Annotated in this window: 13 protein-coding genes; 9 read left to right on the forward strand and 4 right to left on the reverse strand. The window is 73.8% G+C overall.

Annotation, left to right across the window (positions count from 1 at the left end):
• Window positions 1-3 precede the first annotated feature (3 nt).
• The gene (locus Q7L65_RS18185; RefSeq protein WP_370552589.1) at window positions 4-894 is read left to right on the forward strand and encodes an ABC transporter permease; all 891 of its coding nucleotides are present in this window, start codon (window positions 4-6) and stop codon (window positions 892-894) included.
• Between the two features lie 503 nt (window positions 895-1,397).
• A complete protein-coding gene (locus Q7L65_RS18190; RefSeq protein WP_304723260.1) occupies window positions 1,398-3,488 on the forward strand; it encodes a methyl-accepting chemotaxis protein in 2,091 nt (696 codons plus the stop codon).
• Between the two features lie 66 nt (window positions 3,489-3,554).
• Here Q7L65_RS18190 and Q7L65_RS18195 read toward each other — a convergent pair whose 3' ends face one another.
• Window positions 3,555-4,103 (reverse strand): hypothetical protein, encoded by a 549-nt coding sequence (locus tag Q7L65_RS18195; protein ID WP_304723262.1) that lies wholly within the window; start codon window positions 4,101-4,103, stop codon window positions 3,555-3,557.
• A 115-nt stretch (window positions 4,104-4,218) separates the two neighbouring features.
• Between Q7L65_RS18195 and Q7L65_RS18200 the strand changes: the two genes are divergently transcribed.
• The 3 genes from Q7L65_RS18200 (at window position 4,219) to Q7L65_RS18210 (ending at window position 7,933) form a co-directional block, all read left to right on the forward strand.
• Window positions 4,219-5,613, forward strand: a complete 1,395-nt coding sequence (locus Q7L65_RS18200; protein ID WP_304723266.1) for an MBOAT family protein — start codon at window positions 4,219-4,221, stop codon at window positions 5,611-5,613.
• Between the two features lie 23 nt (window positions 5,614-5,636).
• Entirely contained in the window at window positions 5,637-6,716 is a 1,080-nt protein-coding gene (locus Q7L65_RS18205) for a GDSL-type esterase/lipase family protein (protein ID WP_304723268.1), read from the forward strand.
• A gap of 374 nt (window positions 6,717-7,090) precedes the next feature.
• On the forward strand, window positions 7,091-7,933 hold the full coding sequence (locus Q7L65_RS18210) for a hypothetical protein (RefSeq protein WP_304723270.1): 843 nt from the start codon (window positions 7,091-7,093) through the stop codon (window positions 7,931-7,933).
• Between the two features lie 75 nt (window positions 7,934-8,008).
• Here Q7L65_RS18210 and Q7L65_RS18215 read toward each other — a convergent pair whose 3' ends face one another.
• Window positions 8,009-8,389: a hypothetical protein gene (locus tag Q7L65_RS18215; protein ID WP_304723272.1), complete on the reverse strand. Its 381-nt coding sequence runs from the start codon at window positions 8,387-8,389 to the stop codon at window positions 8,009-8,011.
• A gap of 117 nt (window positions 8,390-8,506) precedes the next feature.
• Here Q7L65_RS18215 and Q7L65_RS18220 point away from each other — a divergent pair, with 117 nt between their 5' ends.
• The 4 genes from Q7L65_RS18220 to Q7L65_RS18235 all read left to right on the forward strand — a co-directional run bounded on the left by Q7L65_RS18220 (window position 8,507) and on the right by Q7L65_RS18235 (window position 16,834).
• Window positions 8,507-11,542 carry a LuxR family transcriptional regulator gene (locus Q7L65_RS18220; RefSeq protein WP_304723274.1) on the forward strand — a complete coding sequence of 1,012 codons (3,036 nt, stop codon included), beginning with the start codon at window positions 8,507-8,509 and terminating at the stop codon, window positions 11,540-11,542.
• Between the two features lie 56 nt (window positions 11,543-11,598).
• Window positions 11,599-12,825 carry a CdaR family transcriptional regulator gene (locus Q7L65_RS18225; protein ID WP_304723276.1) on the forward strand — a complete coding sequence of 409 codons (1,227 nt, stop codon included), beginning with the start codon at window positions 11,599-11,601 and terminating at the stop codon, window positions 12,823-12,825.
• Between the two features lie 182 nt (window positions 12,826-13,007).
• Window positions 13,008-14,666 carry an FAD-binding dehydrogenase gene (locus Q7L65_RS18230; RefSeq protein ID WP_304723279.1) on the forward strand — a complete coding sequence of 553 codons (1,659 nt, stop codon included), beginning with the start codon at window positions 13,008-13,010 and terminating at the stop codon, window positions 14,664-14,666.
• 98 nt (window positions 14,667-14,764) lie between these two features.
• Window positions 14,765-16,834 carry an amidase gene (locus Q7L65_RS18235; protein WP_304723280.1) on the forward strand — a complete coding sequence of 690 codons (2,070 nt, stop codon included), beginning with the start codon at window positions 14,765-14,767 and terminating at the stop codon, window positions 16,832-16,834.
• 153 nt (window positions 16,835-16,987) lie between these two features.
• On the opposite strand, the gene Q7L65_RS18240 is transcribed toward Q7L65_RS18235, so the two are convergent.
• A complete protein-coding gene (locus Q7L65_RS18240; protein WP_304723282.1) occupies window positions 16,988-21,424 on the reverse strand; it encodes a right-handed parallel beta-helix repeat-containing protein in 4,437 nt (1,478 codons plus the stop codon).
• Window positions 21,425-21,553: 129 nt separating this feature from the next.
• Window positions 21,554-23,977 carry an EAL domain-containing protein gene (locus Q7L65_RS18245; protein ID WP_304723285.1) on the reverse strand — a complete coding sequence of 808 codons (2,424 nt, stop codon included), beginning with the start codon at window positions 23,975-23,977 and terminating at the stop codon, window positions 21,554-21,556.
• Between the last annotated feature and the right edge of the window lie 68 nt (window positions 23,978-24,045).

Genomic DNA, 24,045 nt, shown 5'->3' on the forward strand with positions numbered 1-24,045 from the left:
CCGCTGCGGTCCGACGCCGTGGTCGACCCGATCGACGGCCGTGCGAAGGCGAGCCGCGGTGGCGGCGCCGCCGTCGTGCGCCTGCGCACCGCCGCGACGACCCTGACGCTCCAGCTCGCCGTGCTCGCGCTCGCGGTGCTGCTGTGGTGGGTCGCGACCGACGTCGTGCCGGCGCCGCAGAGCATCGCGCACGCGTTCTCGCCGGAGGAGGCGCTGCCGGCGCTCGTCTCGCTCGTGCGCGACGGGACACTGGTCGAAGACGCGGCGACGAGCTCGGCGCGGCTCGCGATCGGCCTCGGCGCGGCCGCGCTGATCGGGATCCCGCTCGGCCTGCTGGTCGGCGGCGTGCGGATCTTCGACCGGGCGACCGGGGCGCTGTTCCAACTGCTGCGGATGACCTCGCCGCTGTCGTGGACGCCGATCGCGGTGATCGCGCTCGGCGTCGGCAGCCGGCCGGTCGAGGCGCTGGTGGCGGCCGCCGCGATCTGGCCGATCGCGCTCAACACGGCCGCGGGCGTGCGCGCGGCCGATCCCGACTGGCTGCTGACGGCGCGCGCGCTCGGCGCCGCCCGTCACGAGCTGCTGCGCGGGGTCGTGCTGCCCGCGATCCGCCCGCACGTGCTGACCGGTGTGCGGCTCGCGCTCGGCGTCGCCTGGATCGTGCTCGTCCCGGCCGAGATGCTCGGCGTCCAGTCGGGCCTCGGCTACGCCGTCCTCAACGCCCGCGACCAGCTCGCCTACGAGGACCTGATGGCGGTGATCGTCGCGATCGGCATCCTCGGCTTCGCCCTCGACGCGCTCGCCCAAACACTGCTGAGACCGCGCCGGCGCCGTCGGCCGGCATCCGTCGCGCTCGCTGCCTCGCCCGCCGACGCCCCGATGGCGCTCGTCTGAGCGGGCGCGTCGCGCGCCTGCCGCCGCTCAGCCCCGCACGGCCCCGATCGCCGTCGCCGCCGAGGCGTAGTCGCTGAACGCTGCCAGCATCGCGTCGTTCTCGTCCAGAAGGCCCGCACCAGCAGGTCGATCCCCTCCGACGCGCCGCGCGTCAGCAGCAGCCCGCCGGGTTCGACGCCGTACGCGACGGCGAACCGCTCCAGCAGCTCGCGCGGCTGCGGCTCCGGGTAGCGGTTGGCGGCGAGCGCGCGGCCCGCGAGCGCGAGCGGCGGGGCGGGGCTCTCGTTCGCGTCGAGCAGGATCGACGTCTGGGCCGCGGCGGCCGGGTTTCCGGACGATGCTCCTCGAACCCGTGGATCTGGCGCGACGGCGTTCTCGAGCAACCGGCTTCAGATCGGCGGCAAGCGTCCGATCATCCGCGGTTGACAGCCAGAACAAGCGGAGTGCGCACGACGGGATGCAAACGTGTGCATTTCCGGATCGACTCCAAAGGGGGGTGAGAGGTGCGACTCAGCGTCAGGACAAAGCTGCTCGGAAGCTTCCTCGTCGTCGTCGCGCTGCTCGTGATCGTCTCGATCGTGGGTGTTGCGAAGATCGGCAGCGTCAGAAGCACGGCCGACACGCTCGGCGACAACATCATCCCGCGCTCGCAGGCGCTGCTGACTGCGAGCAACGGGATGAACGCCTACATGGGCGACGTCCCGCAGTACATCGGCGTCGCACAGCGCAGAGGCGACACCGGCAGAGTCGCGAGCGAGCTTGGCAGTGACGTCGACGCCGCCGACGGCGGGATCGACGCGGCGGTCAAGCTCAACGCCGGCAGAGCGGACCTGCTCGCCAGATGGGCAGCGCTCGACGAGGCGTGGCAGGCGTATCTGAGAGCGGTGGAGCCGGTGCGCGACTTCGCGGACGCCGGCAGCATCGACGAGGCGCTCGCGGTCTACTCGAGCGAGGGTGCGGCGGAGGCGACCGCGAGAATCGACGCGGCGGTCCAGGACATCCGTGCCTCGCAGGTCGCGAACGCGGCGACGGCCGTCACCGACGCCGGCGACACGGCGTCGAGCGCTCGCACGCTGCTGATCGGGCTGGCGGTCGTCGCGGTCGTCGTCGCGCTGCTGATCGCGATGCTGCTGTCGCGGCAGATCTCGGGCGGCGTCGGGCAGATGATGCGCGCGGCGCGCGGGATCGCGAAGGGCGACGTCGAGCAGACCGTCGAGGTCAAGTCGCGTGACGAGATCGGCGAGACCGCGGAGGCGTTCAGAGAGATGATCGCCTACCTCGAGGAGATGGCGCAGGCGGCGCGGCGGATCGCGGCCGGCGACCTGTCCGTCGAGGTGCTGCCGAAGTCCGAGCGCGACGCGCTCGGGCTCGCGTTCCAGGAGATGTCGGCGGACCTGCGGGCGGCGCTCGGCGACCAGTCGTCGCTCGACGCGCTGATCGAGCGGATGGATTCGCTCAGCATGCGCGACCTCGCCGACCTGGAGCTCGCGCTGACGGCCGTCGCCAACGGCGACCTGACCGTCGACGTCGCGATCGCGACGCGGACGATCGACGCCGAGGAGGGCCGCGACGCGGGCCGCCTGGCGACGATCTTCAACGGGATGCTCGGCCGTACGCAGAGCTCGATCTCCAGCTACAACGCGATGCGCGCGCGTGTGGCGCAGATGCTGCAGCAGATCGCGCGCGAGTCGCAGGCGGTCGCGGCGGCGTCGCAGCAGATGGCGACGACGTCGGACGAGTCCGGGCGCGCGGTCAACGAGATCGCATCCGCGGTCGGCGAGGTCGCGGCTGGCGCGGAGCGTCAGGTGCGGACCGTCGGCGAGGCGCGCACGCTCACGGGCGAGGTCGTCTCGGCGACGCGCCAGTCGGCCGACAACGCCGAGCAGACCGCCCACGCCGCCGATCAGGCGCGCGCGGTCGCGGCGGAGGGCGCGGAGACGATCCGGCAGGCGACCGAGGCGATGAGCGCGGTGCGCGCGTCGTCCTCGGAGGTCACCGGCACGATCCGCCAGCTGGGCTCGAAGTCCGAGCAGATCGGCGGGATCGTCGCCACGATCACCGGCATCGCGGAGCAGACGAACCTGCTTGCGCTGAATGCCGCGATCGAGGCGGCGCGCGCGGGCGAGCAGGGGCGCGGCTTCGCGGTCGTCGCCGAGGAGGTCCGCAAGCTGGCCGAGGAGTCGCAGCAGGCGGCGCGCTCGATCTCGGAGCTGATCAAGGAGATCCAGTCCGAGACGGGCCGGGCTGTCGACGTCGTCGAGGACGGCGCGCGGCAGACCGAGCACGGCGCGCAGACGGTCGAGCAGGCCGGCCTCGCGTTCGACCGGATCGGGTCGAGCGTCGAGGACATGAACGGCCGCATCGCGCAGATCGCCGGCGCGGTGACGGAGATCGCGCAGCGCGCGACGCAGATGGAGGAGAACATGGCCGACGTCGCGTCGATCGCCGAGCAGTCGAGCGCATCGACCGAGCAGGTCTCCGCCTCGACGCAGCAGACGAGCGCCTCGACGCAGGAGATCGCGGCCTCGGCACAGGAGCTGGCGCGCACGGCCGAGGAGCTGGAACGGCTCGTCGGTCAGTTCACGTTGGCGTAGTCGCAGCGGGCGGCACGCGTGGCGCGGCCGGAGACGGTCGCGCCGCGCCGCGCCGCTTGCGCCGAATCAGCGCCCGCGTCTCGGCAGCGCCCGCGCCAGCAGCTTCGTGAACGCCCGCGCGCCGTCGAACGTCAGGTGCAGCCCGTCGGGCTGGAACCAGCTCGTGTGGCCGCGGCTGTGGGCGACCCAGTCGAGCACGCCGACGCGTCTGGGCAGCCGCTTGCCGAACGCGCGCACCGTGCGCGCGTCCTCGCCCGACCAGCCGCCCAGCTCGCGCGGGGTGACGAGCACCAGCCGGCGCGTTCTGCCGAGCCGGTGCAGCGCGGCGCTGACCTGGCGCGCGTCGATCGAGGCGTTGGCGCCGAGCGCGATCACGACGACGTCCGGCAGCGCGCCGGCGGCGGCGCGAGCGCGCAGCAGCGCGAGTCCCTCGTGCATGTCGCGGCAGCCGTGCGCGTTGGCGTCGAAGCCGGCGCGCGCGAGGTCCGGCAGCGCCAGCAGCATCGCCGAGTCGCCGATCGCCAGCGGCGCGAGACCCGGCCCGATGTCCTTCCTGGCGGGGTATTCGTGGACGCTGCCGCAGTCGGCGAATGCGGGCGCAGCGGCGAGGGTCAAGGCCGAGACGGTCGCGAAGACTGCAGCGGTGAGGCGCATGCGTCAGGACTCTGACAGGATCCCCGCGCCGCATACGCAGCCGCGCGCGCGGGACACGGAACCGGACCCACGAGAGATGCTCTTCCCAACCGTCGAGTTCGCGATCTTCTTCCCGATCGTGCTCGCGCTGTCGTGGTGGCTGATGCCGCGTCAGGGGCTGTGGAAGCCGTTCATCGTGCTCGCCAGCTACGCCTTCTACGCGGGCGCGAACTGGAAGTTCTGCCTGCTGCTGGCGCTCGTCACGGGGTGGAACCAGCTCGGCGCGGTCCTGCTGCACCGCACCGACGACGACGCGCGCCGCAACTGGATCGTGCGGGTCGCGGTCGCGGGCGACCTGCTGCTGCTCGGCGTCTTCAAGTACTACGCCTTCTTCGTCCAGGACGTCGGCGACGCGCTCGACGCGATCCGCCTCGGCATGCCGCTGCCGCTGCTGACGATCGCGCTGCCGGTCGGCGTCAGCTTCTTCACGTTCCAGGCGATCTCGTACGTGGTCGACGTCAGACGGCGCGAGATCGTGCCGTCTTCGACGCTCGACGTGGCGATCTACCTGAGCTTCTTCCCGCACCTCGTCGCGGGCCCGATCGTGCGCGCGAGAGAGTTCCTGCCGCAGCTCGCGCGGCCGCGCGACCCGTCGAAGGTCGCGGTCGGCTCGGGCCTGGCGCTGATCGCGCTGGGCCTGGTGAAGAAGGTCGCGCTCGCCGACTTCCTCGCGCGGACGGTCGTCGATCCCGTCTTCAGCGTGCCGGAGGCGTACGGCGCGCTCGACGTGCTGCTGGCCTCGTACGCCTACGCGGCCCAGATCTACTGCGACTTCTCCGGCTACACCGACATCGCGATCGGCCTCGCGCTGCTGATGGGCTTCGTCTTCCCGCAGAACTTCGACAGCCCGTACCGCTCGCTCAGCCTGCGCGAGTTCTGGCGCCGCTGGCACATGACGCTGTCGCGCTTCCTGCGCGACTTCCTCTACATCCCGCTCGGCGGCAACCGCGGCGGGCGCTGGAAGACCTACCGCAACCTGCTGCTGACGATGGTGCTCGGCGGGCTGTGGCACGGCGCGGCGTGGACGTTCGTGCTGTGGGGCGCGTTCCACGGCGTCGGCCTCGTCGCCGAGCACGCGATCGGCAGGCGGATCGAGCGGGTGCCGCGCTGGCTGCGCTGGCTGCTCACCTTCCACCTCGTCGTGTTCGCGTGGATCCTCTTCCGCGCGCAGGGGCTCGACGTCGTCGGCGCGCTGCTGCACCAGTTGACGGTCTTCTCCGCGCCGACGCTGTGGAGCGCGACCGCGGTCGGCGTCGTCGTGCTCGTGGTCGGGCTGCAGCTGCTGCCACCGCGCTGGATCGAGGCGACGCAGGTGCGGATCGAGCGGCTCAACCCGCTCGTGCTGGCGGCTGGCGTCGCCGTCGTGATCGTGTTCGTGATGGCGACCGTGCCCAGCCAGGGCGTCCCGCCGTTCATCTACTTCCAGTTCTGAGGGGGTCGGTCAGCATGCGCGCGATGGGGGACAGGGAGGGGGAGCAGCTGGAGCTGGAGGGCGACGGCCGCCTCAACCGCTTCGACCGACTCGGCCTGCGCCGTTTCTCGGCCCGCGATTCGGTCCTCGCCGTGCTCCTGCTCGTCGGTCTGCTGGCGCTGTTCGGCGGCGGCTCGCTGCTGCACGACGCGGACGAGATGCAGCCGGGCCTGGAGCGCACGGTCGTCAAGGGCGTCGGCAAGCCGGTCGGCGCGATCGCGGACCGGCTCCCATTCCAGGACGCGAGTCGTCGCGCGACCGCGTTCCTGTCGCCGGATGCGGACCTCGGCGGGGGTGCGGGCGGGTTCTCGACGGTGGCGGCTGGGGCTGGTGGTTCCGGCGCGGGCCCAGCGGCCGGCGGCGAGCCGCTCGGCGTCCCGCCGGTCTCGCCGGACGCCTTCACCGCCTCGGAGCTGGGCGAGAGAGCGCCGCCGAAGCTCCAGTTGAGAACGCTGCTGGTGACGGGCGACTCGCTCGCGATGCCGCTCGACGCGGTGCTCGCGCGCCGGCTCGTCGGCGACGGCGTCAGAGTGCTGCGCGAGGCGCACGTCGGCACCGGCATCTCGAAGACCGCGCTGCTGGACTGGGGCAAGCTCTCGCACGAGCAGGCGGCGAGAGCGGCGGACGCCGTCGTCGTCTTCATCGGCGCCAACGAGGGCTTCCCGATGGACGGTCCCGGCGGCGGGCAGCTCGACTGCTGCGGCGCCGACTGGGCCGCCGTCTACGCAACGCGCGTGCGCACGATGATGGACGCTTACCGCCGCGCCGGCGCCGCGCGCGTCTACTGGCTGACGCTCCCGACCCCGCGCGACAGAGACCGCCAGCCGATCGCGCGCACGGTCAACGCCGCGATCGACGTCGCCGCGCAGCCGTGGGCCAACCAGGTGCGGGTGCTCGACATGGTCGGCGTCTTCACGCCCGGCGAGCGCTACGAGGACGCGATCGACGTCGACGGCACGTCGACGCTGGTGCGCGAATCCGACGGCATCCACTTGAACGAGGCCGGTGCCGAAGTCGCCGCCGACGAGGTCCAGCGTGCGCTGGGGGAGGACTTCGAGCCATGAGAACGGCCGCACTGATGGCCGCGGCGGCACTTGTCGTCGTCGGGGTGGGGGCGGCCGCTCCCACGCCGATCAGACTCGTTGCGGCAGGGAGAGAAGGATGGGTTGCGCTCGAGGTCAACGGTGACCCTGGGGCAGTCGTCACGCTCACGGAGCGGGTGCGCAGTCGCCAGGCGCTGATCCGAACGATCACAGTTCCCTCCTCTGGCACGATCACGCTCCGCAGATCCACGCCGTGGCGATGCGATCGTCAAGGACGCCGCTTCGTTGCGCGCGTCGGTGAGGAGACCGTCAGCGCGTCCGTCAGAACCCCCTCCTGCGCCGACCGTCTCAGCTTCAGCGCACCCAGACGCGGACGTGTTCACAGCGCGATCCGCGTGCGCGTCGCCGATGCCTGGCACGGCGGCGGCGAGCTGCGCGCGCAGGTGTGCGCGAGCACCGCCGGCGCCGCGGCGATCTGCAGAGTCGTCGAGTTCGACGGGCGCAAGCGCAGCACGACGGTCGGGCTGACGCCGCCGCGCGGAGGCGTCTGGGGGGTCGAGGCGACGACGAGATGGCAGAAGCTGCGGGCCGAGACGGTCGTCGCGCCGGGGCGCGCGCGGCTGCTGGCGACGGGCGACTCGGAGATACAGGGGATCGACGAGATCCTCGCCGCATCGCTGCGGGGCCGCGCCGACGTGAAGAGCGACGCCCACGTCAGCACCGGGATCTCGAAGCCGTTCATGTTCGACTGGAACGCGCATGCGCGCGGCATGGCCGACGGCTTTCGCCCGGACGTGACGGTGGTCTACATCGGCGGCAACGAGGGCTTCCCGCTGCCGCGGCCCAAGGACGGGCGCAGCGTCAACTGCTGCGGCGGCGACTGGATCGCCGGCTACGAGCGGCGCGTCGCCGACATGATGCGGTCGTTCTCGCGCGGTGGCCGCGGTCGCGTCTACTGGTTCACGCTGCCGACCCCGTCCTCCGGCGAACTGGCCGGGATCGTCGCGGCCGTGAACCCCGCGATCGTCCGCGCCGCCAGACGCTTCCCGGACACCGTCAGAGTGATCGACATCCGCCCGGTCTTCACCCCCGGCGGCCACTTCCGCTCCGCGATGGAATACGACGGCCGCTGGGTCACCGTGCGCGAATCCGACGGCTACCACCTGTCCTGGTCCGGCAACGAGATCGCGACGAGCCTGTTGATCAGAGCGATGCGGGCGGACGGTGCGGTCGGGTAGACCGCGCCGCCCGCCCCGCGCCAGACGCCGGGCGCATGCCGCGCGCGGTCGTGCGCGGCAGGAGCGCTGCGCGGCCTACGTGTTCTGCGTGTAGGAGTGGCGGACGGTCGCGCCTCTCTTCTTGCACGTCACTCTTGCGTCGAATTGCGTCGCGATCCCGGCGCGCTGCTCGGTGCAGGCGAAGCCGCGGACCTTTCTCACGCAGCGACCGGCGGGGCCGTTGACCGCGCGGCATCTGTAGTACGCGCGCACGACCTTCTCGCCCTCACCGCAGCTGACCCCGGTCACGCTCAGCGAGGTGACGTAGCTGGGGCCGTAGGTCTGCTCCTTGCCCTTGACGCTGCAGGTCTTCGCCGCCTTCGCCACGGGCGCGGCGCTGACGGCCGATGATGCACCGAGGCTCGCGAGCGCGAGCGCTCCGGTGACGGCGAGAGCGCGAAGCTGCCGACGGTTCATGTGAAGGTCCTCCCTGATCGAATGGGCCTGCCCAGCGCAGACTGCCGGATCCTAGATCCTCACCTGTCACACCGCCATAGGGTGTCATCGCGCCAGCGACGTTCTAAGATGCCGCCCGTGCGCGCCGACCTCCGTCCCGCAGCGACGAGCGATCCGCTGCTGGGCCGCGACCTGGAGCTGGACGCGCTCGTCGAGCTGCTCGACGGCGCCCGTCGCGGGGAGGGCCGGCATCTCGTCTTGGAGGGAGCTGCCGGGATCGGCAAGACGCGGCTGCTGCGCGAGATCGACGCGGTCGCGCGGCGCAGCGGGCTGCGGGTGCTGTCAGCGCGCGCCGACCCGCTCGCGACGGAGGTCGCCTTCGGGATCGCGCTGGAGCTGGTCGAGCCGCTCGCCGACGTGACCGGCGCCGAGCGCGCCGAGCTGTTCGCCGGCGCCGCCAGACTGATCGAGCCGCTGCTGTCGCCGGGCCGGCCGCTCGCGCACGCCGATGCGGCGCAGCAGTTCGCGCACGGCGCCTACCGGCTGCTCGCCAACGCCGCCGCGCGACAGCCGCTGCTGGTGGTCGTCGACGACCTGCAGTGGGTCGACGCCGGCTCGCTGCGGGTGCTCGCGCACCTGGCCGCGCGGCTGGAGGGCCAGCCGATCGCGGTCGCCGCGGCGCTGCGCGCGGGCGAGCCGCCCGCCGACCCGGCCGGTCTTGAGCGCTTCCGCTTCGAGCCGGCGGCGACCGTCGTGCGCCCCCGCCCGCTTCCGCTTCGCGACATCGCCAGGCTCGCGGCCGCCGCCGGTCTCGCCGCCGCGCCCGACACCTTCCTGACCGCGTGCGTGGAGGTGACCAGCGGCAATCCGCTGCTGCTGAAGGCGCTGCTGAGCGATGTGGCGACGCGAGGGGAGCTGGGCGAGGCCGCTGTCGAGCTGGCCGCTGGGGGCGCGGCGGGCGGCGGGCCGGCAGGCGCGGCGGGCGTTGGCGGCGCGGCGGACCTGGGCGGCGTCCTGGCGATCGCGCGGTACGTGCAGGCGCAGCTCGGGCGGTTGCCGCCGCTGGCCGGCGAGCTGGCGCTGGCGGCCGCGGTGCTCGGCGACGGGGCGTCGCTGCGGCAGGCGGCGCGGCTGTGCGGCGCCGACCTCGACCGCGCCGCCGCGGCGGCTGACCGGTTGCTGGAGGCGGGCGTGCTGGCGCAGGTCGAGCCGCTCGCGTTCGCGCATCCGGTCGTGCGCGCGTCGCTGCACGACCATCTCGAGCCGGCCAGCCGCGGACGGCTGCACGCGGCCGCGGCGCGGCAGCTCGCGGCCGACCGCGCCGACAGCGAACGGATCGCCGCGCATCTGATGCGGGCGCTGCCGGCGCGCGATCCGCAGGCTGTCGAGCTGCTGCACGCCGCGGCGCGACAGGCACGCGCCCGCGCGGTGCCTGAGTCGGCGATCGCCTACCTGCGCCGTGCGCTGGAGGAGCCGCCGCCCGACTGGCAGCTGGCCGAGACGCTGCTGGAGCTGGGCCGCGCCGAGGCCGCCGCCGGCCTCCCCGACGCCGCCGAGACGCTGACGCGCGCGCTCGACCTGCTCGACACCCCGCGCGAGCGCGCCGAGGCGCTGCTGTGGATCGGCCGCACCCGCTTCGCGGGCGGCGCGCTGCTGGAGGCGGCGAAGGCGTTCGATCGCGGGCTGGACGTGCTCGACGCCGCGGGCGTGATCGGCACCGCTGCGAGCGCAGGCGCGCGGCCGGCCGCCGCCGACGCGATCCTCGCCGAGCTGCAGACCGAGCTGCGTGCCGGCTACATCAGCGCGGCGCGCTTCGAGACCTCGTTGCGGCCGGAGGCGCAGCGGCGGCTGGCGCCGTTGCTGGAGACGATGGCGGACGGGACGACGCGCGGCGAGCGGGCGCTGCTGGCGGAGGTCGCGCTGGAGCAGGGAATCCGTTGCGCGCCGCCGCAGCAGGCGATCGCGCTCGCGCTGCGGGCGTGGGCGCACGGGCGCGTGCTCGACGAGCTGGACGCGCAGGGGATCGTGCTGTCGCAGATCGCGGCGACGCTGACCTGGTCCGACGCGCTCGACGAATCCGAGCAGGTGCTCGACGCCGCGGTCGCGCATGCGGAGCGCAACGGCGCGGCCCACCAGCTTGCGACCGCCGCCTATCTGCGCGCGTGGCCGCACTACTACTGCGGCCGGCTCGCGGCGGCCGACGCCGACGCTCGCGTCGCGCTCGCGACGCCCGGTTGGAAGATGTACGAGCCGTCGGCGCGCGCGGTGATCGCGCTCGTCGCGATCGAGCGCGGCGACGTGGTCGAGGCGGACACGGCGCTCGACGTCCCCGACGCGGCCGAGAAATGGGCCGGCTCGATCCCCTACGCGATGCTGCTGGAGGCGCAGGGGCGGCTCGCGCTGATACGCGGCGACGGCCGGGCCGCAGCGCAGGCGTTCGAGGCGTGCGGGGCGCTGATCTCCGCGATGGACACGGGCCATCCGTTCTGCCCGTGGCGCTCCCAGGCCGCGCTCGCGCACCTGCAGGAGGGCGACCGCGAGCGCGCTGTGGAGCTGGCGCAGGAGGAGGTCGCGCTGGCGCGGGCGATCGGCCTCGCACGCCCGCTCGGCGCGTCGCTGCGCGCGGCGGGCGTCGTCGCCGGCGGGGAAGCCGGCCTCGCGCTGCTGCGCGAGTCGGCCGCCGCGCTCGCAGACTCGCCAGCCCGCCTGGAACGCGCCCGCGCGCTGGTGGAGCTGGGGGCGGCGCTGCGGCGCGCGTCCGCGGTGGATGACGCGCGCGCGACGAACGGGGCTGACGCGGCGCCCGCAACGGGGGCGGTGGATGGCGCGCGCGCGACGAGCAGGGCCGACGACGCCCGCGCCAGCCTGCGCGAAGGCCTCGCGCTCGCGACCGAGATCGGCGCCACGCTGCTGGCGGAGCGGGCCGCGGCGGAGCTGCGCGCGACCGGTGCGCGGACACGTCGTGTGGCGACCGCCGGCGTCGCGGCGCTGACGCCGAGCGAACGACGGATCGCGCGCCTCGCCGCGCTCGGACTGACCAACAGGGAGATCGCGAGGGAGGCGGTGATCGTCCCCAAGACGGTCCAGTTCCACCTCGCCAACGCCTACCGCAAGCTCGGCATCAGCGGTCGCGACGAGCTGGCGGACGCGCTCGCCGCGGATCCGGCAGGCTGAGCTCCGGCGCGAGCTGCCGGCGCCGGCCGGCCCGGCGGAGTGGGATCCTGCTCGGGATGGCCGTCGACGAGGAGAGCCGCGCGCTGCTGAAGGGCCTGGTCGCGCGGATCGACATGGCCGAGTGCGTCGCGCGCGTGCAGCGGAGCATCGAGGAGATGGCGGAGTACCAGGGCTTCGTCGAGGGCCGCACGCAGCTCGACGACCGCGGCCCGGCCGGGATCCGCTGGAACCTGGAGGCGTTCCTGCGCTGGGCGGTCGACGACGGCGCGGCTCCCAGACCGCAGGAGCTCGCGCGGCTGCGCGAGCTGATCGGCGTGCGCGCCGCGGAGGGCCGGCCGCCTGAGGAGGGCCTCGCCGTCTACCGCCGAGCGATGCGGGCCGGCTGGGAGGTCGTGCTCGAAGCCGCCGACGAACGCGAGCGGGCCGCCCTCGGCGGCGCCTTCGACCTGCTGCTGGAGTGGCTGGAGATCGTCTCGCAGGTGTTCGAGCACGCCTACGCCGAGGAGCGCGACGCGCTCGTCTCCCAGCACGAACGGCGCGCGCGCCGACTGCTGGAGCTGATCCTCACCGAAGACGAGCCCGGTGCCGACGGCCAACGCCTTGCCGACGCGCTCGGATTCCGGCTGGCGGGGAGGTATCGACCGTTCGTGGCGGCGCTGGCGGCGGCGCGGCCCGCGCCCGCGCGACCCGCCGCGTCGTCCGCGCAGCCCGCCGCTTCGCCCGCGCAGCCCGCCGCCCCCGCTGCCCAGCTCCTCCAGCTCGCCGCCCACCTGCGCGGTCCGGACGTCCTCGCCGTCTCGGAGGGCCAGCGCGTCGTCGGGCTTGCGCACCTGCCGCTCGACCTCGCGCGGCTGGCGGCGGGGGAGCGGCTGCTGCTGGTGCAGGGCGAACCGCACGAGCGGGGAAGCCTCGGCGAGACGTTCGCCGATCTGCGCACGGTCGTCGCTCTCGCGGTGGCCGCAGGTCAGCGCGGCGTGATCGATCCCGACGCGTGGCTGCCCGAGCTGCTGCTGGCGCGCTCACCGTGGCTCGCCCAACGGCTGCACACACGCGTCTTCGGGCCGCTGCTCGCGGTCGGTCGGCCCGACCTCGCCGACACGCTGCGCGCGCTTGCGGCCAGCGGCTTCGAGCGCTCGGCCGCCGCGGCCGCGCTGCCGGTCCACCGCAACACGCTGCTGCAGCGGGTCGCGAGAATCGAGCAGCTGACCGCACTCGACCTCGACGACCCGGCCGACCGCGGCACGATCTGGCTCGCCTCCCGCGCACCGGCCGGCCCGTTCTGACCGCGCCGCCGCGCGCGACCGCTTCCGCGGAGGAGCGCAAGTTTGCTGTCACACAGCAGCAGTAGATCGTCGGTCCTCACGGATCGGTCAGTCCTCGGGTGTGCATCGTGCACATTGCGCGCCGCGCGCCGTGGTCGCCCCAACCGTCGCGCGCCGGGCCGCGCCGCCCTAGCGTGCCGGGGATGAGCTTGGATGCGGATGTGATCGTCGTGGGCGGTGGGCTGGCCGGGCTGGTCGCCACCGCGGAGCTGGCCGATGCGGGGCGCAAGGTGGTCCTGCTGGATCAGGAGCCGGAGCAGAGCCTGGGCGGGCAGGCGTTCTGGTCGCTCGGCGGCCTGATGTTCGTCGACAGCCCCGAGCAGCGCCGGATGCGGATCAAGGACTCCTACGAGCTGGCCCTGCAGGACTGGATGGGCACGGCCGCGTTCGACCGCGCCGAGGACGAGCTGCCGCGCAAGTGGGCGCAGGCGTACGTCGCCTTCTGCACGCACGAGAAGCGCGCCTGGCTGCACGCGCAGGGGATGCGCTGGATCCCGAACCCCGGCTGGCCCGAGCGCGGCGGCTATCACGCCGACGGCCACGGCAATTCCGTGCCCCGCTTCCACATCACGTGGGGGACCGGGCCCGGCATTGTCGCGCCGTTCGAGCGGCGCGTGCGCGAGGCGGTCGCGAAGGGGCTCGTCGAGCTGCGCTTCCGCCACCGTGTCGACGCGCTGTCGGTCAGCGGCGGCGCGGTCGACGGCGTCGCGGGCCGGATCCTGGAGCCGAGCACGGTCGTGCGCGGGGCGGCCTCGAGCCGCACCGAGGCCGGCGACTTCGAACTGCACGCGCAGGCGGTGATCGTCACGACGGGCGGGATCGGCGGCAACCACGAGCTGGTGCGGGCGAAGTGGCCGCAGCGGCTCGGCGCGCCGCCGCGGAGAATGCTGTCCGGGGTGCCGGCGCACGTCGACGGGCGGATGCTGGAGATCGCCAGAACGGCCGGTGCGAACGAGATCAACGGCGATCGCATGTGGCACTACGTCGAGGGGCTCGACAACTGGAGCCCGATCTGGCCCAAGCACGCGATTCGGATCATCCCTGGGCCGTCGTCGCTGTGGTTCGACGCGCGCGGCAAGCGGCTGCCGGGCCCGCTCTACCCGGGCTACGACACGCTCGGCACGCTCGCGCACATCCAGCAGACGGGCTACGACTACACGTGGTTCGTGCTGACCCGGAAGATCATCGAGAAGGAGTTCGCGCTGTCGGGCTCCGAGCAGAACCCCGACACGACCTCCAAGAGCTGGCGCGCGGTGCTGAAGGAGCGGCTCGGCAGCGGGCCGCCGTCGCCGGTGCAGGCGTTCATGGACCGCGGCGCGGACTTCGTCGTCGAACGCAACCTGCCGGACCTCGTGCGGCGGATGAACGCGCTGACGGGGGAGGAGCTGATCGACCTCGCCGACCTGAAGGCGCAGATCGACGCGCGCGACCGCGAGATCGAGAACCCGTACTCCAAGGACGGCCAGATCACCGGCATCCACGGCGCTCGCGCCTACTTCGCCGACAAGGTCACGCGCGTGGCGGCGCCGCACCGGATCCTCGACCCGAAGGCGGGCCCGCTGGTCGCCGTGCGGTTGTCGATCATGACGCGCAAGTCGCTCGGCGGTCTGCACACGGACCTCGACGCCCGCGCGCTGCGAGCCGACGGCAGCGTGCTCGACGGCCTCTACGCGGCCGGCGAGGTCGCCGGCTTCGGCGGCGGCGGAATGCACGGCTACCGCTCGCTGGAGGGCACGTTCCTCGGCGGCTGCCTCTTCTCCGGCCGCGTCGCGGGTCGCGCTGCGGCCAGAGCAGTCTCCTGAGCAGCATTGGACCGTCGGTCCATAGTCAGGCTCTCACCGTACTAATACGATCGCCGCTCTCTCGAAGGCCCAATTCATAGAAGCGAGGCGGCATGCACGTGAGGAAAGCCCCTGCAATTAAACGGACCTGGGGCAGGGCGACGCTTGTCGCCCTGCTCGCATTGCTGGTCGGTCTGGGACTCGCCGCCCAGAGCGCCAGCGCGCATGGCAAGCCGAAGGGGCACTCGGCGCATGACGACCATCGCGGCGGCTGGGGGCACGGCGGCCGCGACGATCACCATCACGGTCACGGTGACAATCACCACAGATCGCCTCATAGATCGCCTCACAGTGACTTCCAGGTCGCCGAGGCGTCGATCGACGACATCCAGACGGCGCTGCTGCGGCGCAAGGTGACGACGACGGAGATCGTCGAGGACTACCTCGATCGCATCAAGGCCTACAACGGCACCTGCGTCAGCCAGCCCGACGGCGTCCTCGGGCCGATCACGATGATCCCGAACGCGGGCAAGGTCAACGCGCTGATGACGCTCAACCTGCGGCCGGCCGCGCGCAGAGCGTGGGGCTTCGACGACCGCAAGGCGCGCAGCATGACCGACGCGACCGACAACGACCCGAACATGCCGGACGCGCTCGAGACGGCCGCCAAGCTCGACGCCCAGTTCGCCCGCACGGGCAAGCTGCTGCCGCTGCAGGGCGTCGTCGTCGCGATCAAGGACCAGTACGACACGTTCGACATGCGCACGACGTCCGGCGCCGACGCCTTCTGGGCCAACGACCGCCCGCCGGCCGACTCGACCGTCGTCGCGCGGCTGCGCGCGGCCGGCGCGATCGTGATCGCGAAGGCGAACATGGACGAGTACGCCGGCGGCGACGCCCGCAGCTCGTTCGGCGGCACCGGCTGCAACGCCTACGACACCGAGCGCGATCCGGGCGGCTCCAGCGGCGGCTCGGCGGTCGCGGTCGCCGCGAACCTCGTCACCTGCTCGATCGGCGAGGAGACCGGCGGCTCGATCCTCAAGCCGGCCCGCTTCGCCAGCACCGTCGGCATGGCGCCCACCCGCGAGCTGGTCAGCGCGGCCGGCATGATCCAGAAGGGTTTGGCGACGCGCGTGGGGCCGATCTGTCGCAGCGTCGCGGACACGGCGAAGATGTTGAGCGCCTATGCGGGCTACGACCCGAGAGACGAGATGACGGCGTTCAGCACCGGCCGGATCGCGTCGAAGCCTTCGTACAGCACCGGGGGCAAGGCGCGCCTGGACGGGTACCGCATCGGCGTCGTGCGCGAGTACATGGACAAGGACGCGTTCACGCTCGCTGACGGTGACAGCATCGACCTCGTCGACAGAGCGATCACGAATCTGCGGCAGCTCGGCGCGACGATCGTCGACCCGGGCGTGCACGGCGCGCTGTTCCAGAGATGCGTCGACAGATACGTGCCGAAGTGGATGAACCAGCAGTTCATCCCGCAGTTCCCGGAGACGTTCGCGGCCGGCAGCGACCAGATCTCGACGCTGCTGGACATGTACTTCGACCAGTCGCTGGTGCCGCATACGGCGACCGGCCGGCCGAGCGCCCGCAACATCCCCGGCACGAGCACCGACGTGGGTGACGCGCGCTACAACTTCAACGCGTACATCCGCGAGCGTGGTGACGCCTCGATTCACAGTCTCACCGACCTGATCAACAAGGCGAACTTCTGGGTCGACCCGAAGTTCCCCAACCGCAAGTCGAGCCTGGAGAGAACCGACGCCGCGCTGACGCTTTCCACGGCGAGCGCGCAGCAGACCCGGATCGCGTGGCAGACGGTGATCTACAACTGCTTCGCGGACATGAGACTCGACGCCGTCGTCTACCCGTCGGGCAACATCCCGCCCGGCATCCTGACGTCGCCGGCCGAGCCGACGGTGAACGACCGCGGCCTGTCGTGGTCCAACATCAGCAGCAAGGGCTTCCCGGCGATGACGGTGCCGGCGGGCTTCACGACGCAGGTCTACGACCGCGGCGCCGACGGCGCGCTGCTGCCGCCCAAGAGAGAGGCGCTGCCGGTCGGGATCGAGTTCCTCGGCCTGCCGTTCAGCGAGCAGACGCTGTTCGAGATCGGCGGGGCGTACGAGTCGGCGACCCACCGTCGCAAGCCGCCGGCGGAGTTCCCGGCGCTGGACTGAGGAGGCCCGCACGCCGCAGGTTCGCGGCCCGTCGCCTTTGGTGCGACGGGCCGCGAGCGCGCTGCGGCGCACGCTGGCGGGATTACGACCGCGCGTGCGCCGCTGCCTCAGCGCACGCTGACCGGGATCACCACCGCGCGTGCGCCCGTCGCCTCAGCGCACGCTGACCGGGACCACGACCGCGCGTGCGCCGCCGCCGAGTTGCAGGCGGTAGCGGCCGCGGGCGATCGGGCGCGTCGTGCGCAGGTGCGCGACGGTCCCGATCGCGTAGGTCCGCCGGCCGCGCATGAGCCGTGCGCGCGTGCCGGCGCGCGTCGCGGCGGCGCCTCTGGCGCTGCCGCCGCGTCTGACGGTGCACGTCACGCGCTGGCGGCCGCCGCTGCGCGTGACGCGACAGCTCACGCGCGCGTCGCGGCCAGGTCTGCCCTGCGGCCCCGTCTTGCCGGCCGCGCCGCCAGGTCCCTGCGGACCGACGGCGCCCGCCGGCCCGCTCGGGCCGCCGGCTCCCTGCGGCCCGGTGAGGCCCTGCGCACCCGCCGGCCCGGGCTGACCGTCGGTGCCCTGCGGACCGCTGGGTCCCTGCGTTCCGCCGGGCCCCGTCGGTCCCTCCGGCCCGGTCGGTCCCTCCGGCCCGGTCGGCAGCTCACCGCCGACGCCGCTGAGCGTGACCTCGGCTGCTGCGCCGGTCGCGACGGCGACGTGGAGCTGCGCCGCGCGCGGGCCGCTGTCGCTCGGCGCGAAGCGGATCCACACGGTGCAGCTCTCGCCGATCGCGAGCGGTGCGTCGCTGCACGACTCGGACGAGACGAGGAACTCGTTCGCCGCGGCGCCGGTGACGCGCACGCGGGTCGGCTCCAGCGGGCCGGCCGCGGCCGTCAGCACGACCGGCCGGGCGGGACCGAGCGTCGTGCGCGCCTGCGTGCCGAAGGCGATCGACTCGGCGTCGGGCAGGAGCCCGGGGACGGCGACCTCGGTCGCCAGCACCTGCGCACCGAGCGTCGCCTGCACGCTCGTCGCGCCGATCGCCGCGGGGGCGGCGAGCGTCGCGGTCGCTCTGCCGCCGACCGTCGCGGCGGTCGCGCTGACCGTCCAGCCCGGCTGGCTCGACGCGAACGTCACGACGGTCCCGTCGGGCACTCCGCCGCCGGGGATCGAGAACCCCGCGGAGTTGCGCGTGAAGTCGGCGGTGACGGTCGTCTGGCGCGCCGGCCCGACGATCGTGTCGGCCGCGCTCAGCGACATCACGGTCCACGGCGCGGCGATCGTGCCGCCCGGCAGCGCCGTGCAGCCCGCTCCGCCATCCGGACCGGCGTTGCAGCCCCACCACGAGTTCGTCGCGTCGAGCGGCGTCGGCGACTGGTTGGCGATGGTGGCGCCGTTGCCGGCGAGGTCGTTGCCCTCCAGCCTCAGCGCCTGCTCGCCGAAGCTCGCCGCGGCGGCGATCTCGACGCCCGCGCCGCTCATGCCGCTGATCGTGTTGCCCTTCACGGTGACGCCCTCGAACGTCGGCGCACCGTTGCCGCCGGGATCGCCGAGCGCCACGCCGGACCCGCCGTCGCGCAGCGCGTTGTCCTCGATCGCGAGCGCTCTGGCGCTGCCCGACACGAGGATCGCGGGCCCGGTCGCCTCGCGCACGTCGTTGCCGCTGACGGTCGCGCCAGCGACCTCGCCGAGCACGACGAACGAGCCGTCGCCGCGGCTGCTGTTGCCGCTCACGTCCACGTCCGCGATCGGATCGCCGGGCGTGCCGCTCAGCGCGATCGCCGCTCTGGCGCCGGCGCCGTCGCCGGTGCCGCTGAAGGCGTTGCCGGTGACGCTGACGCCGGAGCCGGAGACGCCGGCCAGCATGACCGCGTGCGCGTCGGGCCGGCGGTCGTTGGCGACGAACGCGTTGCCCGCGACGACGAGGCCGCTGACGTCGCGCCCGCTGGCGCTGACGCCGTAGCCGTTGCCGGTCACGACGTCGTTGACGATCCGCGTGTCCCTGCCGTCGACGGCGACGCCGGACGGCGCCCCCGCGCCGCCGGGCGTGATCGTGAAGCCGTCGAGCGTGACCCCGTCGGCGGCGACCCGCACGACCGCGCCGGGATGGTCCGCCGGCCCGGCGATCACCGTCGCGCCGGATCCGTCGTCGGCGGCCGCCGCGACTGCGTGCGTCGTGTCGTGCGCCCGCGCCGCACCGCTCGCGCCGAAGCGCGCCGCTCCGCCCGCCGCGCCCGCTCGACCCGCCGCGCCCGCCCGCTCGCGTCCGTCCGCGCCGGCGTCCGCGCCGCGCAGCGTCAGCGGCTTGTCGACGACCAGCTGCTCGGCGAAGGTGCCGGCGCCGGCGCGCACGGTCCCGCCTGCGCCGGCCGCGTCGATCGCCGCCTGCAGCGTGCCGAAGACCTCGGCCTGGCGCGTGCCGGTGGCGGGGTCCGGCGTCGTCGCGACGTGCCCGCCGTCGGCGAGGTTCGCGCCGGGCACGCTGTTGTCGGCGTAGAGGTCGTCGACGAACGCGTCGAGCTGCGCCTGGCTGATGTTGCCGCCGTCGGCGAGCCCGTCGCCGCGCACGAGCGCGAGCCGGCCGTCGTCGCCGGTCGCCGCGAGCGTGTTGCCGCGCAGCGCCGGCAGGCCCGTCTCGCCCTGCAGCCACGACTGGGCGCCGACGCGCGAGTCGACGCGGAGCGCGGGCAGGTAGTCGCCGTCGATCGCGTTGCCGTCGAGCACGATCGCGGAGTCGCCGCGCGTCCACGACTCGGCGCCCGCGCCGTTGGTGAGCGTGACGCTGCCGCGCAGCCGGCTGCCGGCGACCGTCGCCGCCTCCAGCTCGCCGGGCGTCGCGTTGCCGTTGAAGTAGACCGCCGACGCTGACGGTGCCGGCGCGCCGGCCGCGGTCGTGCCGGCCGTGACGACGGAGTCGCGCAGCTCGAAGCCGCTCGCGTGGACCTCGAAGACCTTGTTGACCTCCGCGGTGGTGCCGGCGGTCGGCGTGATCTCGAGTCCGCGCACGTGCACGTCGCGCGCCATCACCGCGATGTTGGTGCCGTAGCCGGCCTGGTATCTGCTGAGGATCGTCGCCGCGACCGCGTCGGCGTCCACGATCGGCGCGCCGCCGGCATCGACGCCCTCGAGCGTCAGCGGCTTGTCGAGGAAGAGGCCGTAGCGCTGCGTCCCGGCGATGCCGTAGCGGCCGCCGGGTCTGAAGTCGGTGCGGCCCTCCTGGTAGCTGCCCGGGGCGATCGCGACCGTGTCGCGCTCGACGGCGACGTCGATCGCATGCTGGACGGTCGCGCACGGGTGCGCGGGGGAGAGGCAGAAGTTGCCCGCGTCGTCGCCGCCGACGCTGACGTGCCGCTTTGCCAGCAGCGGGGCGGGAGCGGGATCTCCCGCGTCGATCGACGCGTGCCCGTCCTCGACGAGCGCGTCGGCGCAGCCCGGGTGACCGGGCCCGGCCGCGCAGCCCCACCAGTTGCCGCGCGCGTCGATCGTCACGGCCGCGCCGTCGCCGCCGCCATCACCGCTACCGCCGCCATCGCCACCGCCGCCGCTCGTCGCATCGGCATAGCTCTTGATGCCCACGGTCGCGTTGCCGTCGAGGCGCGACTGCGTCACGCGCACGCCGCTGACCGCGTTGCCGAACTCGGCCCCGCTTCTGTTGCCGGTCGCGAGCACGCTGCGCAGCTCGACGTCGCGCAGCGTCGCGGGATCGCTCGCGTACGCGTCGTCGTTGCGGCCCTTGATCGCGAAGCCCGGGCCGCCGTTGCCGCGCACGATCGCGTCGGCGACGCGAAGCCCGGCGAAGTCACCGTACTTGACGTTCACGTCGATGCCGTTGAGCGACCCGGTCGGCTGCGCGACGCCGGCGCCCGTGTCCTGCACGGTGACGCCGTCGAACGCGACGTCGTTCAGCGCCTCCAGATAGATCCCGCCCTGCTGGTTGCGGTCGAAGCTGGTGGCGCTCACCTGCACATGGTCGAAGACGCCGGCGACGTCGCTGCCGGCATCGTCGACGTAGAGCCCGTATCTGTTGGCGTCGAAGCTGCTGCCGGAGACGGTCAGCCCGCTCGCGTGGCCGCGCACGCTGAGGCCCAGCGCGTTGCCGCTCGCGCGCACGCGCTCCAGGCGCCAGCCGGAGATCGCGCCGCCGCCTCTGACCTCGACGCCAGCCTGCGCGTTGCCGGTCGCGGCGAGGTCCTGCAGCAGCCCGTCGGAGACCGCGCCGGTGACGAGCAGGCCGTTCGCGGAGCCCGTCAGCGTCAGTCCGCGCAGCGCCACGCCGTCGGCCCCCGCGGCGACCGTGATCGCCGTTCTGCCGGGCGCGGTGATCGTCACGCCGCCACCACCGGCGATCGTCAGCCCCGGCGTCGCGATCGTGACCGCGCCGGCGTAGGTGCCGTCGCAGACGAGGATCTCGTCGCCCGCGCCGGCCGCGGCGACCGCGGCCGCGATCCCGCTGAAGTCCGGTTGCGCGCAGGTGGCGCCCGCGGGCCCGGCTCCGCCCGCGTCGTCGTTGACTGTCAACGTCGCCGCTGTCGCGCTGGCTGTCGCGGCGAGCGGCACTGCGAGCAGCGCCGCGAGCGCGAGGCCGGTGGTCCAAGCTCGTCTGCGCACCTGCGTTCCCTTCCGTCGTGATCCCATCCCGGATGGCATCGACGGCCGGTGCGGGAGCGGTCAGACAGTGGGAGCTTCTGGCCGGAGCCACGCCTGCCTGACAGCTTTCAGCCCGGCGTCGCGAGCTTCTCAGCGAGCCGGATCGACGTGCTCGAGGAGCGCTTCGAGCGCCTGCGGCAGCAGCCGGCGCACGTTCGCGACCTCCTGGGCGGGCGCACGCAGCCGCACCAGCTCGGCGACGACGAGCGCGGACAGCTGCGAGACGAAGCGGCTGCACTCCGCCAGCCGCGCGCCCGCGAGCGCCGCCGCGTCGAGGAACCGCACGGTTGCCTCGAGCGCGTCGCGCTGAGCGCCGGTGCGGACGGCGGCGCCGAGCGCTGCGAGCCACTCGCGGCCCAGCTCCTGGCCGGCCGCGGAGGCGAACCAGCCGCTGCTCCAAGCGTCGTAGGTCACGCGCGCGGCGCGCTCCATCAGCGCGTCGCCGCTGCGCGCGAGCAGGTCGGCGGTCGCGGCCATCGCGCCGTCCGGCAGCTCCTGTGCGCTCAGCAGCGCCCCGGCGGAGCGGCGACGGGCGAGCTCCTGCACGTCGCGGCGCCGGAAGCGGCGATGGCCGCCGCTGGTGCGCACGCCGCGCAGCGCCCCCTCGTCGGCCAGCCGCCGGATCGTGCTCGGCGAGACGCCGAGCACGCGCGCTACCGCGCCCAGCGTCATCGTGTCGTCGACGTCGGTGCGCGCGAGCGGGCGCAGGCCGGGCGCGAACGAGGCGGGTCGCGGGCGCGTGACGGTCCGCCCGGAGACCGACGGCCGCGCGAACAGGAAGCCCTGGACCGCGTCGACGCCGGCGGCGCGCACGGCGGTCAGCTGCTCCTCCGTCTCGATCCCCTCCGCGACGACCGTCAGCCCGAGCGCGTGGCCCATCCCGACGATCGCGTCGATGATCGGCGTCGCGTCGGTCGCGCGCTTGATGCTCTGGACGAACGAGCGGTCGATCTTGAGGCCGTCGACCGGCAGCCGCCGCAGATAGGCCAGCGACGAGTAGCCGGTGCCGAAGTCGTCGAGCAGCACCTTCACGCCGATCCGCTTCAGCATCGTCAGCATCTCGACGGGGTCGCCGGCGCCGTCGATCACGCTCGACTCGGTCAGCTCCAGCGTGAGCGCCGACGCGGGGATGCCGGTGGCGGCGAGCGCGGTCGCAAGACGGCCTGGAAGCGTCCGGTCGGCGAGCTGCCGGGCGGACAGGTTGACCGAGACCGGCGGCGGGTCGTGCTCGGGATCCTGCTCGATCCAGCGCGCGATCTGCCGACAGGTCTCGGCCAGCACCCAGGTGCCGATCTCGACGATCTGCCCGGTCGCCTCGGCGACGGGGATGAACTCGCCCGGCGCGACGATCCCGCGCTCCGGGTGGCGCCAGCGCAGGAGCGCCTCGACGCCGATCGTCTCGCCGCCGGCGGCCGACAGGATCGGCTGGTAGTGCAGCACCAGCTGGTCGCGCTCGAGCGCGACCGCCAGCTCGCGCTCGATCCGCAGCTGCGTCAGCAGGCGCTCCCGCGCGCGCGGCGTGAAGACGTGTATGCGGCGGTCGTCGTCGGCGTTCGCCTCGCGCAGCGCGATGTCGGCGTCGCGCAGCAGCTCGGTTGCCTCGACGTTGCCGGCTGGGCCGAGCACGACGCCGGCGTGCCCGCTCAGACGCACCGGCGTGCCGTCGCCGGCGTGCACGGCACCGAGCCCGTCGAGGATCGACTGCGCGACGCGCCGGGCCGCGATCTCGCCGCGCACGCCTTCGACGATCGCGACGAAGCGCACGCCCGCCATGCGGCCGAAGAAGGCCGCCGGCAGCGCGCCGGAGAGCCGGCGCGCGGCGTCGGCGAGGACCGCGTCGCCGGCGCGATGGCCGAGCGCGTCGTTGACGTCGGCCATGCCGTGGATGTCGATCGCGATCACGGCGAACTCCGTGCTGTCGCCGGTGCTCGCGATCGTCTCGGCGAGACGTCGCTCGAGCGCGACGCGGTTGGGGATGCCGGTGACCTCGTCGAGCAGCGCGTGGCGCTCGACGCTGCGCTCCAGCCAGGCGTGGTGCACGACCGAGCCGACGAGCTGGGCGAGCAGCCTCACGCGCCCCGCATCGCCTGCGTCGAAGGCCTGGTGCGCGCGCGAGTGGACGGCGATCAGGCCGAGCGATTCGTTGGGGGCGCAGACGGTCGCGAGCACGCTGCTGCGCACGCCGCGCGCCTCCATCCAGCGCGCGTAGGTGCGGTCGGGCGCGACGCTCCAGTCGTCGATGACGACGGTCGCGGGCGCGCCCGCCGGAGCGAGTCGCAGGGCGGCGAGGTCGAGCGGCAGGTGGGTGCCGACCGCGGCGCAGGCCGATCCGGCCGCCGAGACGACGGTCAGGCGGCCGTCGAGGTCCGGCAGCGCGACCTTGGCGCCGTCGGCGCCCGCGACGCCGGCCACGGCGATCAGGTGCTGCGCGACATCGGTCAGCAGCGCATCCCGGTCGACGCCCGTCGTCGTCAGATTCGCCTGCGCCTCGCCTGTGGTGTGCGAAGCGGCCACGCGGTCGATCATAGAGCGATGTTGCGCCACCTCGATGGGCGACATGGCGCCAGCCTCCTGACCGACGC

This window comes from Conexibacter sp. CPCC 206217, assembly GCF_030646165.1.
Lineage (GTDB): Bacteria > Actinomycetota > Thermoleophilia > Solirubrobacterales > Solirubrobacteraceae > Conexibacter.